Here is a 15889-nt window from a genome sequence, read left to right as displayed (position 1 = left end):
GTGATGGTCTGCCCGGCGTTTGTCTGCTCAGATGCCCGGCCCCGTACGGCGCAGCACGCGCAGCGAGTCGGTGACCGAGATCTCCTCGAAGGCACCGGAGGCGAGGGCGCGCAGATAGATCCGGTACGGGGCCTGCCCGCCGTCGGCCGGATCCGGGAACACGTCGTGGATGACCAGCGTGCCGCCCTCCGCGACGTGCGGGGCCCAGCCCTCGTAGTCACCGCCGGCGTGCTCGTCGGTGTGGCCGCCGTCGATGAAGACGAAGCCGAGCTTGCCGCCCCAGGCGGCGGCGACCTGCGGGGACCGGCCCACGATCGCGATCACGTGGTCCTCCAGACCGGCCCGGTGCAGGGTCCGGCGGAAGGTGGGCAGCGTGTCCATCAGACCGATCTCCGGGTCCACGACCGTCGGGTCGTGGTACTCCCAGCCCGGCTGCTGCTCCTCGCTGCCGCGGTGGTGGTCGACGGTGATCGCCGCCACGCCGGCCTCGCGGGCGGCGTCGGCCAGCAGGATGGTGGACCGGCCGCAGTACGTCCCGACCTCCAGCAGCGGCAGCCCGAGCCCGGCCGCGGCCGCAGCCGCCTCGTACAGGGCGAGCCCTTCCCGTACGGGCATGAACCCCTTGGCGGCCTCGAAGGCGGCGAGGGTCTCCGGCTTGGGGTGGGCGGCCATGGTTCCTCCGGCGGTGAGCGTGGTGTGGCGGTGGCGGCCCATGGTGCCTTACCGGCTGGTAGGGGGCCAGGCCGGGGCCCGGGCGGGCCGATTGCGTGGTTCGGGCCACCTGTCCGCAGCCGGACGATTACGCTCGGCTACGGAACCGCAACTGGCATGGGGGTGACCGTCCATGGTCGGCGTACGCGATCTCGATCCCAGCGCCTCACCGCTGGACTACTACGGCTACGAACTGCGCCGGCTGCGCGAGGGCGCCGGGCTGAAGCAGTCGCAGCTGGGCGACATCATCTACTGCACGGGCTCGCTGATCGGCCAGGTGGAGAACACGAAGCGGGTGCCGACGCGGGACTTCTCGGAGCGGGTGGACGCGGCGCTGGGCACGGACGGGCACTTCTCGCGGCTGGTGGGGCTGGTCCTGCGGAGCGTGCTGCCGACGTGGTTCCAGCCGTATGCGGAGATGGAGGCCCGGGCCGCCTACATCTCCTCGTTCCAGGCGCAGTTGGTGGATGGTCTGTTGCAGACCGAGGCGTACGCGCGGGCCGTACTGGGGGCGTGGAGCGAGGAGAACCTCGACGCGAAAGTGGCAGCCCGGATGGAGCGGCAGCGGATCCTGGACCGCGAGAATCCGCCACTGAGTTGGGCGGTGCTGAGCGAGGCGGTGCTGCACCAGGAGGTCGGTGGTCGGGAGGTCATGAGGGAGCAACTCGTCCACTTGCTGGCCATGCAGAAGCGCCAGTGGGTGCAGGTGCAGATCCTGCCGTTCGAGTCGGGAGCCCATGCGGGGCAGATGGGTTCGTTCACCCTCCTACGGCTCGAAGACGAGCATGACCTCGTCTATACCGAGGACTTCGTTCAGGGCTACATGACGGCCAATCCGCAGGCTCTCAAGGAAGGTTCGCTCCGATACGATCATTTGCAGGCCGCCGCCCTACCACTGGAGGGTTCGGCGGCCCTGATCGCCCGCGTATTGGAGGAGCGCTATGGACAGCAACCAGCACCTGACGGGCGCGAAGTGGCGTAAGTCCTCGTACAGCGGTGACACCGGCGGGCAGTGCGTCGAGGTGGCCGCTCAGCCCTGTCTCGTCGCCGTCCGGGATTCCAAGAACCCCGAGGGTCCCTTCTTCACCGTCCATCCCGCGGCCTTCGCCACGTTCGTGAGGGCCGTCTCTGTATGATCCGCTCCCTACTGGGGGCAGGGGATCCGGGGGAGCAGAGGTTATGGAGCACGTAGGGCCGGGCGGCCCGACGCACGTGGGGCCGTTCGAGGTCGTCGGCGTGCTCGGGCAGGGCGGGATGGGCCGGGTACTGCTGGGGGCCGGGCCGGACGGGCGGCTTGTCGCCGTCAAGCAGGTGCTCGCGCACTTCGCGGACGACGAGGGATTCCGGGCCCGGTTCCGGCGTGAGGTCGCCGCCTCGCGCAAGGTGTCCGGGGCCTACACGGCCGCCGTGATCGACGCCGATCCGGACGCGCCGACGCCCTGGCTCGCCTCGGTGTTCGTGGGCGGACCCTCCCTGGCGGCCGTGGTCAGGGAGGACGGGGTGCTGGACGGGGCCGCTGTCCACCGGCTCGCGGCGGGACTGGCGTCGGCCCTGGCGGAGATCCACCGGGCGGGGCTGATCCACCGGGACCTCAAGCCCGACAACGTGCTCCTCGCCGAGGACGGCGTACGCGTCATCGACCTCGGCATCGCACGGGTCACGGAGGGCGAGTCCGAAGGCGACACCGGGCTGACGCGCACCGGCTGGGTGATCGGTTCGCCCTCCTTCATGTCGCCCGAGCAGGCCGAGAGCAAGCCGCTGACCCCGGCGAGCGATGTGTTCTCGCTCGGTTCGGTGCTGGTCATGGCGGTCACCGGCAGCAGCCCCTTCGCCGGGACCTCGACCCTCCAGACGCTCTACGACATCGTGCACTCCACGCCCGACCTGAGCGCCGTACCCGCGGGGCTGCGCGGCATCGTGGAGCGGTGCCTGGCCAAGGACCCGGCCGAACGGCCGACCCCGGCGCAGTTGCTCGAACTTCTCGGCCCGGTCGCTCCGGCGGGGCGTCAGTGGCCGCCGGCCGTGTACCGGATGCTCGCCGAGCAGCGGGCGCACATCGATCGACTGCTCGGCGGTGGCCCGGACGGCGAGGTGGAGCCGACCGCCCCGGAGCTCGGGTACGTGCCCGAGCCGGTCCCCGTACCCGCCCCTGAACCGGACGTTGAACCGGTCGCGCCGACGCCGACCCGGGACGCGCCGGTGCCCGTCTCTTCCCGCCCGGCGGAACCGCCCGCCGGGACGGGGCCGCCCCGGAGCCCGTGGCGCGGTCCGCGCCGGATCGCGGCCCTGGCGGCGGCCGGTGTGCTGCTGGTGGCCGGTACCGGGGTGGCGCTGTACGTACGGGACCGGGTCACGGCTCCCATCGCCTACACGGCCGTCCCCAACTGCCAGGTGGCGCGCAGGGAGCTGCTGACGGAGTTGCTGCTGTCGACCACGGACACCAGGTCCGAGACGGCAGAGGGGGTGAGGTCGAGCTGCAACGCGAGTGGCGGTACTGCCGCCTCGCCGACCGCGCTCGTCCGGTGGGACCTGAGCCTCGGAGGCAACGCGGACACCAACGCGGTGACGCAGAAGGCGCGTTTCCAGTCGGAGGCGGTCGGTCAGCGCGAGGCGCCCCGTCTCGGATTCGGCACCGAGGCCTACTGGGGGTCCCCCGGTGCCGACTGGACCTGCGTCCTCGCCGTGCGTGAGGGCAACCTCTCCGTCTGGGTGGGCCTCCGGGCGAAGCCGTACAGCAAGGGCGCCTGCGAGTCGAAGGCGAAGGAGGTCGCCCGCGGCGCACTGAAGGCCTCCCCGCGCCGCTGACCCGCCCGCCCCCGGTGGTGGTGCCAGCCCGAGCTGCCCCGCCCGGGACGGGCTCCGGCTGTCTGTATGATCCGCTCCCGACCGATGGAGGGGGACCAGGCGGTATGGAGCGCATAGGGCCTCAAGAGCCCACACAGTTAGGGCCGTTCAGTTTGGTCGGGGTGCTCGGGCAGGGCGGGATGGGGCGCGTCCTGCTGGGTGCCGGGCCGGACGGGCGGCTCGTCGCCGTGAAGCAGGTGCTGGCCCACTTCGCGGACGACGAGGGCTTCCGGGCCCGGTTCCGCCGTGAGGTCGCCGCCTCGCGGAAGGCGCCCGGTATCTACACGGCCGCGGTGATGGACGCCGATCCGGACGCGCCGACGCCGTGGCTCGCCTCGGTGTTCGTACGCGGGCCCTCGCTGGGCGCCGCGGTGGAGGCTGTGGGGGTGCTGCCCGAGGAGACCGTACGCCGCCTTGCCGCGGGGCTGGCCACGGCTCTGTTGGAGATCCACCGGGTGGGCCTCGTCCACCGGGACCTGAAGCCCGACAACGTACTGCTCGCCGAGGACGGCGTGCGGGTGATCGACCTCGGGATCGCGCGGATGACGGAGGGCGAGGGCAACACCGGGCTGACGCGCACCGGCTGGGTGATCGGTTCGCCCTCCTTCATGTCTCCCGAGCAGGCCGAGAGCAAGCCGCTGACCCCGGCGAGCGATGTGTTCTCGCTCGGTTCGGTGCTGGTCATGGCGGTCACCGGCAGCAGCCCCTTCGCCGGGACCTCGACCCTCCAGACGCTCTACGACGTGGTCCACTCCACCCCGACCTGAGCGCCGTGCCCGCCGGGCTGCGCGCGATCGTGGCGCAGTGCCTGGCCAAGGATCCGGCCGCCAGGCCGTCCCCGGCGCGGCTGCTCGAACTCCTCGGTCCCGTGGCTCCGGCCGGTCGGCTCTGGCCGCCCGGCGTGTACCGGATGCTCGCCGCACAGCGGGCGGACATCGACAGGCTGCTGGGGAACGACGGCCCGGAGCCGCTGGCCGAGCCCGGCGTGCAGCCCGAGCCCGGCGTGGAGGGCGTGGAGCCCGAGCCTGACCCGCAGCCCGAGCCCCGTCCGCAGCCCGAGCCCCGTCCGCAGCCGCAGCCGCAGCCGGAGCCGCAGCCGCAGCCGCAGCCGGAGCCGGGGCCCGGGCCGGCCGGGGTGGCGGTGCCTGCCGCCGAGGCGCCGACGGCGGCACGCACCGCCATGGTCACCGAACGCGCCGACGTGTGGGCGACGTACGCACCGCAACCGATGTCCCGGCCGAGCCGCCTGCTGGCCATGTTGGCCTCCGGCGTGTTCGTGGTGGCCGGCATCGTCGTCACGAGCAGCCTGTTGCGGAACGAGGGCGGGGCCCGCACACCATCGGGGCCCCCCGGTTCCCAGTCCCGTGCCCCGTCCGCGCCGGTCTCCGCGGCCGGGAAGTACTCCCGGCTTCCCACCTGCGAGGGGATGGGGCAGAACATTCCGTCGGGCCGGAACCTCACCCTGGACCACCACACCGAGAATTCGCTCGACGCACTGACGAGTTGTTCCTGGAACAGGCTCACCCAGTACGACCCGCCGACCGATGAGATCCTGTGGAACCTGAGGCGCAGCCCCAATTCAAGCCGTGACGCGACGACGGTCCAGCGGGACACCTTCCGCGCTCAGCGGGGCGCGGGGGAGTGGGAGACCGGCCTCGGCGTCGGTGACGAGGCCTATTGGGGCTCCCGCAGGAGCACCGTGAACTGCTCCCTCTCCCTCCGTGACGGCAACCTCACCATCAAGGTGACCCTCGGGGTCCGGGGGCGGACCATCGCCGCCTGTGAGCAGAACGCCAAGGACCTCGTCCGGGGGGCGCTGGGCGCGATGCCCCGCTGAGCGGAGCTCGACGAGTCGGCTTCGGTGACGGGGGATACCGGACGGATTCCGGGAACCGGTGGGCCTGCACGCTCGTCGTCCGTGACGAGAACCTGACCGTCCGGGTGAGCGTGCGGCCGAGCCCGCCGGAGGACTGCCGGGCGAAGGCCGAGTGGGAGGCACGGGCCGCACCGGAGGTGGCGGCACGCACATGACGGCTCCTCGTGCGCAGGGTGACGGTCCGGGGGATCCACGCCGGTATCGGGGAGGGGCAGTACAGGCATGGAGAGATCAGAGCTGTCCGCGTCGGAGTTCGTGGGGCCGTTCCGGACGGTCGCCGTGCTCGGCCAGGGCGGGATGGGCCGGGTGGTGCTGGGGGTGGGGCCGGACGGGCGGTACGTCGCGGTCAAGCAGGTGCACGCCGAGCTGGCCGAGGACGAGGGGTTCCGGGCGCGGTTCCGCCGCGAGGTGGATGCCTCGCGGCGGGTGGCCGGCGGCTACACCGCGGCGGTGATCGACGCCGATCCCGACGCCGAGACGCCGTGGCTCGCCTCGCAGTTCGTGCCGGGGCCCTCGCTGAGCCAGGCCGTGGACGCCGCCGGGCCGCTGCCCGAGGAGGCGGTGCGCCGGCTGGCGGCCGGGCTCGCGCACGCCCTGGCCGACGTACACCGGGCGGGGCTGATCCACCGGGACCTCAAGCCGTCCAACGTGCTGCTCGCGGAGGACGGCGTACGGGTCATCGACTTCGGCATCGTGCGCGCGGTGGGGGACCAGACCCGGATCACGCACGCGGGCGCGCTCATCGGCTCGCCCGCGTACATGTCGCCCGAGCAGGCCCTGGGGCAGGAACTCACCCCGGCCACCGACGTGTTCTCGCTCGGCGCGACCCTCGTCATGGCCTGTACGGGGAAGCCGCCGTTCGCCGGGAGCTCGGTGCCGCGGATCCTGCACGAGGTCGTGCACTGCGAACCCGAGCTGGGTGACGTACCGGCCGGGCTGCGCGGGATCATCGCGCACTGCCTGGCCAAGGATCCGGCCGACCGGCCGACCCCCGGCGAGCTGCTGAGCGCGGTCGGCGAGCTGGCGCCCTCGGCGCGGCCGTGGCCGGAGGCGGTGAACACGCTGGTCCACGAGCACGAGCACGAGCACGAGCACCAGCACGAGCCGCTCGCCGTGACGGGCGGGCTGGTCAGCGGGACCACGGCTCCCCAGACGGCTCCCCGGACGTCCCCCCGGTGGCGTCGCCCGTGGCCCCGGCAGCGGATCGTGCAGGTTGCCGTGGCGGGCGTCGTGGTCGTGCTGGGGCTGACCGTGTGGCGGCCGTTCCTCGCGGACACCTACCGCGAGTTCATCGCGGATGTCCGGTCGACAGGGCTGGATCAGAAGAAGGACAAGTACCCGGCGAAGCCCCCGTCCTGCCAACAGGTCTGGGGCGAGCTGCGCGTGCCGTCCGGTTTCGCCCAGCCGGCCGGGTTCGGACCGGTCGAGAAGTACGGCTCGGCCTATGCCCGCTGCACCTGGACCAACCGGACCGGTGACGCGATCGAAGCGGAGTGGATGTTCTTCACGACCGGCCAGGGCGAGGGCACCGGGGCCGAGCAGGCGAAGCGGATGTACGAGCATTTCTACGAACGCGGCCGGACCCGGCGTGATAACGACCTCGGGTTCGCCGACGAGGGGCTGTGGCAGAAGCCCCAGGGCGACGGGTTTCCGAACTGCCGTCTGTACGTACGAGAGGTCAACATGCTGGCCACGGTCTCGGTGACGGGCCCCCGCTACCCGACCGGCAGATGTGAGGCCGTCACGCGGGAGCTCGCCGCCTCGGTCGTGGAACGGGTGGGGAAGTGATGAGACCGCTCAAGGAGTCCGATCCGGCCACGGCGGGACCGTACCGGCTGCTCGCCGAGCTCGGCCGGGGCGGCATGGGCCGGGTGCTGCTCGGCGCCGCACCGGACGGGCGGCTCGTCGCCGTCAAGCAGGTGCACGCCCGGCTCGCCGACGACGACGATTTCCGCGTCCGGTTCCGGCGCGAGGTCGCCGCCTCGCGGAAGGTGTCCGGCGCCTTCACGGCTGCCGTCCTGGATGCCGACGCGGACACGGACTCACCGTGGCTGGCCTCGGTGTTCGTGACCGGGCCCTCACTGGGGGCCGCGGTGGAGCGCGCCGGGGCGCTGCCCGAGGAGACCGTACGCAGGCTCGCCGCTGGGCTGGCGGCGGCCCTCGTCGAGATCCACCGGGCGGGGCTGGTGCACCGGGACCTCAAGCCGGACAACGTGCTGCTCGCCCGGGACGGGGTACGGGTGATCGACTTCGGGATCGCGCGGGTGGCCCGGCCAGGCGAGGTCACCGAGCTGACCCAGGCCGGGACGGTGATCGGCTCGCCCGCGTTCATGTCGCCCGAGCAGGCCGAGGGCGGTGACCTGACCCCGGCGAGCGACGTGTTCTCCCTCGGGTCCGTCCTGGTGCTGGCCGCGACGGGGCGCAGTCCCTTCGTGGCGGCGACGGTGGCACTGACCCTGTACAACGTCGTGCACGCCGAACCCGATCTCCTCGGCCTCCCGCCGGGGCTGCGCGAGCTCGTCACCCGGTGCCTGGCCAAGGATCCGGCGGCCCGGCCGTCCCCGGCCGAGATCCTGGGCCTGACCGGCGCGGCCGACGCCACGCTGTGGCCGCCCGCGGTCGAGCGGATGGCCGCCGCCCAGCAGGAGGAGATCGACGGGCTGCTCCGGGACCCGGACGGCGCGGCCCGCGCGCTCGCAGGCCCGGACGTGGACCCGGACGCGCCGACCGCCACCGCCCCGCAGGCCGTCGGCCCGGCGCGTTCCCACGCGCCGCGCGGCCGGCGGCTGCGCCTGCGCCCGTGGTACCTGCTGCCGCCCGCGGTCGTCCTCGCGGCGGCCTGTGTCGGGGCGGCGTTCGCGTTGCTCGGGGAGGAGCCGCCGGTGGCCCCGGCGGACCGGTATCTGAGCGTGCCGCGGTGCGCGGAGGCGGCTGGGAAACTGCCGCTGCCGCCGCTGGAAACGCGCCAGTCCGGCGAGAACGAGTCACCCGTGAAGTCGTACGTGGGCTGCAACTGGGTGGCGGCCTTCGACGCGGTCGGCGGCGAGGAGGAGCCGAAGCCGCACGCGTCCGTCAGCTGGTCCCTGGAACGCAGCGGCCGCCTCGCGGGCAGCGGGACCTCGCGGACGCGGTTCAACCTGGGCAGCGGGCGGCCGGAGACCGGTGTCGGGGCGGGGGACGGCGCGAACTGGTCGACTCCGGGGACCACGGAGACGTGCGCGCTGGGCGTGACCGACGGCAACCTCCTGGTGCGGGTGGCGCTCGGCGGTCCGCAGCACCCCGCCGAGACCTGCGAGACCGAGGCGAAGGAGATCGCCCGGGCGGCGCTGGCCGCCGTGCCACGCTGAGCTGCGTCGCCCGGACCCGGCCGCGAAGAACACCGTCATCTGACCTTCCGTCAGATTGGAACGTGTTCTAGTCTGCCGCGCATGGGCATCGGAATCACGCAAGAGCAGCGCGAGTTGGCCGAGGCGGTGCGGGGCTGGGTCGCGCGGGCCGTGCCTCCCGAAGAGGTGCGCAAGCTGCTCGACACCCCGCCGCAGACCGGGGCGCGGCCCGCCTACTGGGACGCGATGACCGCGCAGGGGCTGCTGGAACCGCACCTGGACGGCGGGACCCTGCTCGACCTGGCCGTCGTCGTCGAGGAGGCCGCCCGGGCCGCGCTGCCCGGGGCGTACCTGCCGAGCGCGCTGGCCTCCGTACTGCTGCAGCGGGCCGGCGCCGAGCCCCTCGCCGGGCGGGTCGGCGCGGTCGCACTGGGGCCCGGAACCCTGACCGCCGTGGCCGTCGAGGGCGGCGGGTACCTGCTCGACGGCCTCGCGCCGCCCGTGCTCGGCGCCGGCGAGGCCGACCTCGTCCTGCTGGCCGCCGAGGCCGCGCACGGCACCCGCTGGTTCGCCGTCGACGCCGCCGCGCTGGACATCCGTACGCACGAGAGCGCCGACCCGACCCGCCCCACCGCGGAGGTCCGGGCGCGCGGGGTCGCCACCGCCCCGGACCGGCTGCTGGAGCTGGACGCGGCCCTGGTCCGCGACCTGGCCTGCACCCTCTTCGCCGCCGACGCCTGCGGCACCGCCGCCTGGGCCCTGCACACCGCCGCCGAGTACGCCAAGGCGCGCGAGCAGTTCGGCCGGCCCATCGGGCGGTTCCAGGGCGTCAAGCACCTGTGCGCCGACATGCTGGTCCGGCTGGAACAGGCCCGGGCGCTGGCCTGGGACGCCGCGCAGGCCATGGACGAACCAGCCGAGGTGCGCTCGCTCGTGGCTGCCCTCGCCGCCGGGAGCGCCCTGGACGCCGCCTACACCTGCGCCAAGGACTGCATCCAGATCCTCGGCGGGATCGGCTTCACCTGGGAGCACGACGCCCACATCCTCCTCCGGCGGGCACTCGTCGCCCGCCAGCTGCTGGGGTCCGGCGACGGGCACCGCCTGCGGGCCGTCCGCCTCGCCGCGGGCGGCGCACGGCGCGAACTGCGCCTGGAACTGCCCGCGGAGGCCGAGACCCACCGCGCGAAGGCCCGTACCGCCATCGAGGACGCGCGCGGGCTCGACCCCGCCGCCGCCCGGCGGATCCTGGCCCCCACCGGCTACGCGGCCCCCTACCTCCCGCCGCCCTACGGGCTCGGCGCCGGACCCGTCGAGCAGCTCGTCGTCCAGCAGGAACTGGCCGCGGCCGGGGTCAAGGTCGCCGACCTCGGGATCGCCACCTGGGTCGTGCCCTCCCTGCTCACCTACGGCACGCAGGCGCAGCGGGACGCGTACGTCCTGCCGACCCTGCGCGGGGACGTCACCTGGTGCCAGCTCTTCTCGGAGCCGGGCGCGGGCTCCGACCTCGCCTCGCTGCGCACCAGGGCCGAGCGGGCCGGGGACGGCACCTGGAAGGTCAACGGACAGAAGGTGTGGACGAGTTCCGCGCACAGCGCCGACTTCGGGATCCTGCTGGCCCGCACCGACCCGGACGCGCCCAAGCACAAGGGACTCGGCTACTTCGTCGTCGACATGAAGAACACCCCCGGCATCGACATCCGGCCGCTGAAGGAGATCACCGGCGAGGCCCTCTTCAACGAGGTCTGGTTCGACGACGTGGAACTCCCCGCGGACGCCCTGGTCGGCGCGGCCGACGGCGGCTGGAAGGTCGCCCGCAACACCCTCGGCAACGAACGGGTCCACATGGCCGACCAGATGACCTTCGACACCGGCCTGGAAGCGCTCCTCGCGCACGCCGCCGACCTCGACGGAACGTACCGGGCGCGGATCGGCGCACTCGCCGCCGAGGCGCACGCCCTCGCCTGCATCGGGCTGCGCACCACCCTCCAGCAGGTGTCGGGGCTGGAGCCGGGCGCGGGCGCCTCCGTACGCAAGCTCGTCCAGACCCCGCACCAGCAGCGGACCGCCGAGCTCGCGCTCGAACTGCTGGGCCCGGCGGGCGCGGTACGGGAGGGGGCCGGGGAGCGGGCGGTGCACGGCATGCTCATGTCCCGCTGCCTGACCATCGCCGGAGGCACCACGCAGGTCCAGCTCAACGTCGTCGCCGAGCGGATTCTCGGCCTCCCCAGGGACTAAGGGACTAGGAGTCATCGGGCATGAAGTCGCACAAGTCGTACATCGTGGGCGTCGGCATGACGAAGTTCGAGAAGCCGGAGTCGCGGGACTGGCAGTACTGGGACATGGCGAAGGAGGCCGGGTCGGCGGCGCTCGCCGACGCGGGGGTGGACTACGGACTGGTCGAGCAGGTCCCCGTGGGCTACTGCTTCCAGGCCTCCACGGCCGGCCAGCGGGCGGCCTACGAGCTGGGGCTGAGCGGCGTCCCGGTCTACAACGTCAACAACAACTGCGCCACGGGCTCGACCGCGCTGATGATGGCGCGGCAGTTCGTGGAGGGCGGGCTGAACGACTGCGTGCTGGCGCTCGGCTTCGAGAAGATGAAGCGCGGAGCGCTGGGCGGCGGGGCCGACGGCGGCGACTTCAAGACCTCCCCGGTCGCCCGGCACTACGGGATCATGGCGGCCGGCCACGGCTTCGAGATGTCCCCGCCCACCGCGCAGATCTTCGGGAACGCGGCGCGCGAGCACATGGAGCGGTACGGGACCACGGCCGCGCAGCTCGCGGCGGTCGGCGCCAAGAACCACCGGCACTCGGCGAACAACCCGAACGCGCAGTTCCAGGACGTGTACTCGGTGGAGGACATCCTGGCGGCGAAGGAGATCCACGCGCCGCTGACGAAACTGCAGTGCTCGCCGACCTCGGACGGGGCCGCGGCGGCGCTGGTGGTGTCGGAGCGGTTCATGGTGGCGCACGGACTGCACGACAAGGCGGTGGAGATCGTCGCCCAGGCGATGACGACGGACACGGAGGAGTCCTTCGCGTCGGGCTCGTGCATCGACGTGGTCGGCAAGCCGATGACGGCCGCGGCGGCGCGGCGGGTGTACGAGGACTCGGGGCTAGGCATCGAGGACGTGGACGTGGTGGAACTGCACGACTGCTTCTCGATCAACGAGCTGCTGACGTACGAGGCGCTGGGCATGTGCGGGGACGGGGCCGCGGGCAAGCTGGTGGAGAGCGGGGCGACGACGTACGGCGGGCGGTGGGTGGTGAACCCCTCCGGCGGGCTGATCTCCAAGGGCCACCCGCTCGGCGCGACGGGGCTGGCGCAGGCGGCGGAGCTGGTCTGGCAGCTGCGCGGCCAGGCGGGGGCGCGGCAGGTCGACGGTGCGCGCGTCGGGCTGGCGCACAACATCGGGCTGGGCGGGGCGGCGGTGGTGACGCTGCTGCGGAGGTAGCCGCCCGGACCCGCGCCGCCAACGCCGGCGGGGACGGGAACGCCCGTTCGCCCATGGGGGCGGAGCGCTAGGCTCCGCCCCCATGAGCGAGATACGCGAGGCGTCCTTCAGTGCCACCGGCAGCCTGACCAGGGACGAGTACGACGAGGGCGCCAAGGCGGCGGGGCTGTTCCGGCAGGGCCGGGCGATGGCCGCCCTCGGTACGGTCTTCCTCGCCGCAGCGGGCGTGACGCCGTCCCCCGGGGGTCTCACCGTGCGCCCCGGCTCCCTCGGGATCGCGGTGGCGTACGGCCTCGTCGTGCTGCTGGTCCTGCCGCGGTGGGCGGTGGCCCGGGGCTTCCGCACGGGCCGGGCCTCCGAGGACAAGCGGGTGGTGGTGGACGGTACGGGCATCGAGGTGTTCCGGGGCGGCGAGTCGCAGCGGATCGTGTGGGACGAGGTGCGCCGGTACCACGAGACGCCCCGGCTGCACGTGTTCGTGGGCCGCTCGCGCCGCCGGAGGTGTCTCGTGGTGCTGCCCAAGCGGCTGTTCACCGCCCCGGGCGAGAACGACCTCCTCGCCGTCTTCGCGCACGCGCGCGCCGGCGACCGCTCGTAACGCCTCGCCCGGCCCGGCCCGACCCGGCCGGTCAGAGCCTCTCGATGTCCTTGTGCACCACGTCGGAGCCGGGGTGGTCGGCGGCCAGGCGCACCTTGAGCGGGTGGTCGGCCGGCGCCTTGATGATGATGTCGGGATGCTCCTCCAGGCCGGTGCCGTTGCAGGAGGGCTCGCTGGTCAGGTTGGTCCAGCCGTTGATGTTGTGCGGGTCGTTCCACGACACCCAGGCGCAGTCGCGCTCGCCGCTGGTGATGTACACCGAGATGATCCTGACCGAGTTCACCGTGCCGTCGACGCGCTTGTAGAACACCGTCCCGATGTTGTGGTGGAGGCCCGTGCCGGCCTCCAGGTCGGCCTGGAGGACCGGGCCGGCCGGGGTGTCGGCGGCGGCCGGGGCCGCGCCTCCTGCGAGGGTCGCGACCACGAGGGCGGCGGTGGCGGACAGGGCGGATACGCGCATGGTTTCTGCCTCCACGAAGCTGGGCTGAGAGGTCTCATCCTGGCTCCGGCAGGTGGACGCGCGCTGCGGCGGAATCCGTCAATCGGTGGCCAGGATCGAACGTTTGCGCCCATGTCGGGGCGGGCCGTGCCCCGCCGTCCGCTGCCCCGGCCTTCCCCCGGACCTGCTCCGGGGGACCTCGACCTCCGGCGGGGCTATGTCGCAGCCCGGCCCGGTTTCAGTTCGCAGCGGCCGTCCACGCACTCCCGTCGGAGCCGGCCACGGGAAAGGGTCTGGGCCAGGCCGATCGCCCAGCACGTCGGGCAGCCGCGCAGGGCGACCAGGCCGACAGGGGCGAGGAGCAGGGTGGCCGGGCCGAAGGCCGGGATCAGGGCGAAGGCCGCGATCAGCGCGCCGAAGCCCACCGCGCCGCGCGCCAGGTGCCGCGGCACGGACGCGCTCGCGAAATCGGAGCGCGTGGCGGACGGGGAGGAAGGGGCGTCAGTGGAGGGCACGGGTGTCTCCCAGGGAGTGCTGAACGGCCGCGCGGGCCCGGTGGAGCCGCGACTTCATCGCGGCCGTGCTGAGACCCAGGGACTCCGCGGCCATCCGCCCGCTGTAGCCCTGGACGTCCCGCATGATCAGTACGCGCCGCTGGTCCGCCGGCAGCGCGGCGATCGCCTCCGCCACCCGCCCCGCCTCCAGACGCTGCAGCACCTCGTCCTCGGCCGACATCACGGAGGTCTCGGGCAGCTGCGCCCGCTCCCGCGGCATCAGCCGGGCACGGCGCAGGCACTCGTTGCGGACGATGCGGAACATCCACGACGCCAGTGCCCCGGACGCCCTCAGCATGCCGATCCTGCGGTACAGGATGATCAGGGCTTCCTGGGCCGCGTCCTCGGCGTCCTCGCGCGACGCGCACAGCGAGTGCGCGAAGCGCCGTACGTTCGGGTGCGATCCGGTGACCAGGGCGGTGAGCGAGTCGAGGTCCCCGCCCTGCGCGGCGACGATCAGGGCCTCGCCGGGCCAGTCCGTACGGTCAGCCACGGGTCCGGCCCCGTCCACGGCGCAGTACGAGGACGCACGTGCAGAGTAGGACGAGCGCGCCGGCACCCACGAGAACAGCGATCACGACAACCTCCAGGTCATGTGCCGACCTTGGCATCGGCACGTACACACAAGAGGCGCGGCCCCCGGATAAGGATTCACCCCAGGGCCGGATCGACCACCGTTTCTCCCATCGAGGCGCGGCGGATCGCGTCCGCCAGGTCCTCGATCGGGCCGTCGCGCAGGATCAGTCCCGCCGCCCCGGCGTCGAGCGCGGCGGCGGCCAGGCCGGGGTGGGCCGAGCCCGTCAGGACGAGGATCCGGCACTCCGGGTCCTCCTCCAGCAGGGCCGTCACGGCCGCGACCTCCTCGACCAGCGCCACCGCGGGCCTGGCCGTCAGGTCCCGCACGACCTCGATGTCCGGCACGAGGCCGAGCTGGAGCGCCAGGGCCGGGTTCGGCGGATCCAGCAGGACCCGCAGGGCGCGGGCCTGGCGGTGTTCCACGGGCATTTCGTCCACCGGGAAAGCCTATCTGACGCGAAGTCAGGAGTCTTCCCGGCTGGTCTTCCCAACTGCGGGGGCGTGCGTTATACATTCCCTCACCGGCCGGTCCTAGAACGCGTTCTAGAACCGGCCCCCGTATACGACCTCGGTGCGGCCGACGGTGCGGACGGCCGCACCGAGGTCTTCCAGGGCAGCGACACTCCAACGACAGGGAGCCGCATCCTCATGCCGATCGATGCCGCCAGGGCCCTCGCCGCCGACCCCCGCCAGGGGGACATCGGCTGGGACCACAAGGACATCCAGCTCTACCACCTCGGCCTCGGCGCGGGCCTGCCGGCCACCGACCCGGACGAGCTCCGCTACACCCTCGAATCCAAGCTCCACGTCCTCCCCAGCTTCGCGACCGTCGCCGGCGCCGGCATGGCCATGATGGGGGGCCTCGCCGCACCCGGGATCGACGTCAACCTCGCCAACGTCCTGCACGGCGGCCAGTCCATCGAGCTGCACCGGCCCATCCCCGTCAAGGGCAGCGCCACCTCCTCCGCCAAGGTCGCCGCCCTGTACGACAAGGGCAAGGCGGCCGTGATCGTGCTGCGCACCGAGGTCGCCGACGCCGACGGGCCGCTGTGGACCAGCGACGCGCAGATCTTCGTACGGGGAGAGGGCGGCTTCGGCGGCGAGCGCGGCCCCTCCGTCAAGGAGGAACTCCCCGAGCGCGCCCCCGACCGCACCGAGGAGCGCCGCATCCGCGACGAGCAGGCCCTGCTCTACCGCCTCTCCGGCGACTGGAACCCCCTGCACGCCGACCCCGAGTTCGCCAAGCTGGCCGGCTTCGACAGGCCCATCCTGCACGGCCTGTGCTCGTACGGGATGACCCTCAAGGCCGTCGTCGACACGGCCCTCGGCGGGGACGTCTCCCGGGTCCGCGCCTACCGCACGCGCTTCGCCGGGATCGTCTTCCCGGGCGAGACGCTCCGCATCCGGATGTGGCAGGAGCCCGGCCGCGTCCTGGCGTCGGTGACCGCCGTCGAACGGGACGACGCGCCGGTCCTCGCCGACACCGTCGTCGAACACTCGTAGCACCGCACCG

General features: G+C 73.1%; 16 protein-coding genes. 11 read left to right on the top strand and 5 right to left on the bottom strand.

What is annotated here, in order from left to right; genetic code table 11:
* Positions 1 to 27: 27 nt before the first annotated feature.
* Complete coding sequence (locus tag OG472_RS16170; protein ID WP_401602477.1) at positions 28 to 672, bottom strand: class I SAM-dependent methyltransferase; 645 nt, start codon at positions 670 to 672, stop codon at positions 28 to 30.
* Positions 673 to 844: 172 nt separating this feature from the next.
* Here OG472_RS16170 and OG472_RS16165 point away from each other — a divergent pair, with 172 nt between their 5' ends.
* The 10 genes from OG472_RS16165 (at position 845) to OG472_RS16120 (ending at position 12807) form a co-directional block, all read left to right on the top strand.
* Entirely contained in the window at positions 845 to 1693 is an 849-nt protein-coding gene (locus tag OG472_RS16165; protein WP_405829946.1) for a helix-turn-helix transcriptional regulator, read from the top strand.
* Positions 1653 to 1847, top strand: coding sequence for a DUF397 domain-containing protein (locus tag OG472_RS16160; RefSeq protein WP_405829945.1), 195 nt, complete (start codon positions 1653 to 1655; stop codon positions 1845 to 1847). Before OG472_RS16165 ends, OG472_RS16160 begins: the two co-directional genes overlap by 41 nt.
* Positions 1848 to 1890: 43 nt before the next feature.
* Positions 1891 to 3516, top strand: a complete 1626-nt coding sequence (locus OG472_RS16155; RefSeq protein ID WP_405829943.1) for a serine/threonine-protein kinase — start codon at positions 1891 to 1893, stop codon at positions 3514 to 3516.
* Between the two features lie 161 nt (positions 3517 to 3677).
* Positions 3678 to 4322 (top strand): serine/threonine-protein kinase, encoded by a 645-nt coding sequence (locus OG472_RS16150; RefSeq protein WP_405829942.1) that lies wholly within the window; start codon positions 3678 to 3680, stop codon positions 4320 to 4322.
* Between the two features lie 5 nt (positions 4323 to 4327).
* Positions 4328 to 5392, top strand: coding sequence for a hypothetical protein (locus OG472_RS16145; protein ID WP_405941656.1), 1065 nt, complete (start codon positions 4328 to 4330; stop codon positions 5390 to 5392).
* A gap of 261 nt (positions 5393 to 5653) precedes the next feature.
* Complete coding sequence (locus tag OG472_RS16140) at positions 5654 to 7219, top strand: serine/threonine-protein kinase (RefSeq protein WP_405829939.1); 1566 nt, start codon at positions 5654 to 5656, stop codon at positions 7217 to 7219.
* Positions 7219 to 8778: a serine/threonine-protein kinase gene (locus tag OG472_RS16135; RefSeq protein ID WP_405829938.1), complete on the top strand. Its 1560-nt coding sequence runs from the start codon at positions 7219 to 7221 to the stop codon at positions 8776 to 8778. The genes OG472_RS16140 and OG472_RS16135 overlap by 1 nt, the downstream gene beginning before the upstream one ends.
* 81 nt (positions 8779 to 8859) lie before the next feature.
* Positions 8860 to 10992, top strand: coding sequence for an acyl-CoA dehydrogenase (locus tag OG472_RS16130; protein WP_405829936.1), 2133 nt, complete (start codon positions 8860 to 8862; stop codon positions 10990 to 10992).
* A 20-nt stretch (positions 10993 to 11012) separates the two neighbouring features.
* Positions 11013 to 12209, top strand: coding sequence for a lipid-transfer protein (locus tag OG472_RS16125; protein WP_383571956.1), 1197 nt, complete (start codon positions 11013 to 11015; stop codon positions 12207 to 12209).
* An 82-nt stretch (positions 12210 to 12291) separates the two neighbouring features.
* Positions 12292 to 12807, top strand: a complete 516-nt coding sequence (locus OG472_RS16120; protein ID WP_405829934.1) for a YcxB family protein — start codon at positions 12292 to 12294, stop codon at positions 12805 to 12807.
* A 31-nt stretch (positions 12808 to 12838) separates the two neighbouring features.
* On the opposite strand, the gene OG472_RS16115 is transcribed toward OG472_RS16120, so the two are convergent.
* The 4 genes from OG472_RS16115 to OG472_RS16100 all read right to left on the bottom strand — a co-directional run bounded on the left by OG472_RS16115 (position 12839) and on the right by OG472_RS16100 (position 14805).
* Positions 12839 to 13267 (bottom strand): hypothetical protein, encoded by a 429-nt coding sequence (locus OG472_RS16115; protein ID WP_401601639.1) that lies wholly within the window; start codon positions 13265 to 13267, stop codon positions 12839 to 12841.
* A 194-nt stretch (positions 13268 to 13461) separates the two neighbouring features.
* On the bottom strand, positions 13462 to 13761 hold the full coding sequence (locus tag OG472_RS16110) for a hypothetical protein (protein ID WP_401601636.1): 300 nt from the start codon (positions 13759 to 13761) through the stop codon (positions 13462 to 13464).
* Positions 13748 to 14293, bottom strand: a complete 546-nt coding sequence (locus OG472_RS16105; protein WP_401601634.1) for an RNA polymerase sigma factor — start codon at positions 14291 to 14293, stop codon at positions 13748 to 13750. Before OG472_RS16105 ends, OG472_RS16110 begins: the two co-directional genes overlap by 14 nt.
* A 158-nt stretch (positions 14294 to 14451) precedes the next feature.
* Entirely contained in the window at positions 14452 to 14805 is a 354-nt protein-coding gene (locus OG472_RS16100; RefSeq protein ID WP_405834872.1) for a DNA-binding response regulator, read from the bottom strand.
* Between the two features lie 219 nt (positions 14806 to 15024).
* Between OG472_RS16100 and OG472_RS16095 the strand changes: the two genes are divergently transcribed.
* The gene (locus OG472_RS16095; RefSeq protein WP_401601632.1) at positions 15025 to 15879 is read left to right on the top strand and encodes a MaoC/PaaZ C-terminal domain-containing protein; all 855 of its coding nucleotides are present in this window, start codon (positions 15025 to 15027) and stop codon (positions 15877 to 15879) included.
* The last annotated feature ends 10 nt before the right edge of the window (positions 15880 to 15889 follow it).

Origin of the sequence: Streptomyces sp. NBC_00207 (assembly GCF_045160965.1) — a bacterium.
In the GTDB taxonomy this organism is placed as follows: Bacteria; Actinomycetota; Actinomycetes; order Streptomycetales; family Streptomycetaceae; genus Streptomyces.
Note: the sequence above shows the minus strand (reverse complement) of the source record. Positions and strands in the feature narration are given on the sequence as shown.

Bases quoted from the DNA above. Each gene is read 5' to 3' on its own strand.
- OG472_RS16170 (WP_401602477.1), bottom strand. From the start codon at position 672: ATGGCCGCCCACCCCAAGCCGGAGACCCTCGCCGCCTTCGAGGCCGCC.
- OG472_RS16165 (WP_405829946.1), top strand. From the start codon at position 845: ATGGTCGGCGTACGCGATCTCGATCCCAGCGCCTCACCGCTGGACTAC.
- OG472_RS16160 (WP_405829945.1), top strand. From the start codon at position 1,653: ATGGACAGCAACCAGCACCTGACGGGCGCGAAGTGGCGTAAGTCCTCG.
- OG472_RS16155 (WP_405829943.1), top strand. From the start codon at position 1,891: ATGGAGCACGTAGGGCCGGGCGGCCCGACGCACGTGGGGCCGTTCGAG.
- OG472_RS16140 (WP_405829939.1), top strand. From the start codon at position 5,654: ATGGAGAGATCAGAGCTGTCCGCGTCGGAGTTCGTGGGGCCGTTCCGG.
- OG472_RS16135 (WP_405829938.1), top strand. From the start codon at position 7,219: ATGAGACCGCTCAAGGAGTCCGATCCGGCCACGGCGGGACCGTACCGG.
- OG472_RS16130 (WP_405829936.1), top strand. From the start codon at position 8,860: ATGGGCATCGGAATCACGCAAGAGCAGCGCGAGTTGGCCGAGGCGGTG.
- OG472_RS16125 (WP_383571956.1), top strand. From the start codon at position 11,013: ATGAAGTCGCACAAGTCGTACATCGTGGGCGTCGGCATGACGAAGTTC.
- OG472_RS16120 (WP_405829934.1), top strand. From the start codon at position 12,292: ATGAGCGAGATACGCGAGGCGTCCTTCAGTGCCACCGGCAGCCTGACC.
- OG472_RS16115 (WP_401601639.1), bottom strand. From the start codon at position 13,267: ATGCGCGTATCCGCCCTGTCCGCCACCGCCGCCCTCGTGGTCGCGACC.
- OG472_RS16100 (WP_405834872.1), bottom strand. From the start codon at position 14,805: ATGCCCGTGGAACACCGCCAGGCCCGCGCCCTGCGGGTCCTGCTGGAT.
- OG472_RS16095 (WP_401601632.1), top strand. From the start codon at position 15,025: ATGCCGATCGATGCCGCCAGGGCCCTCGCCGCCGACCCCCGCCAGGGG.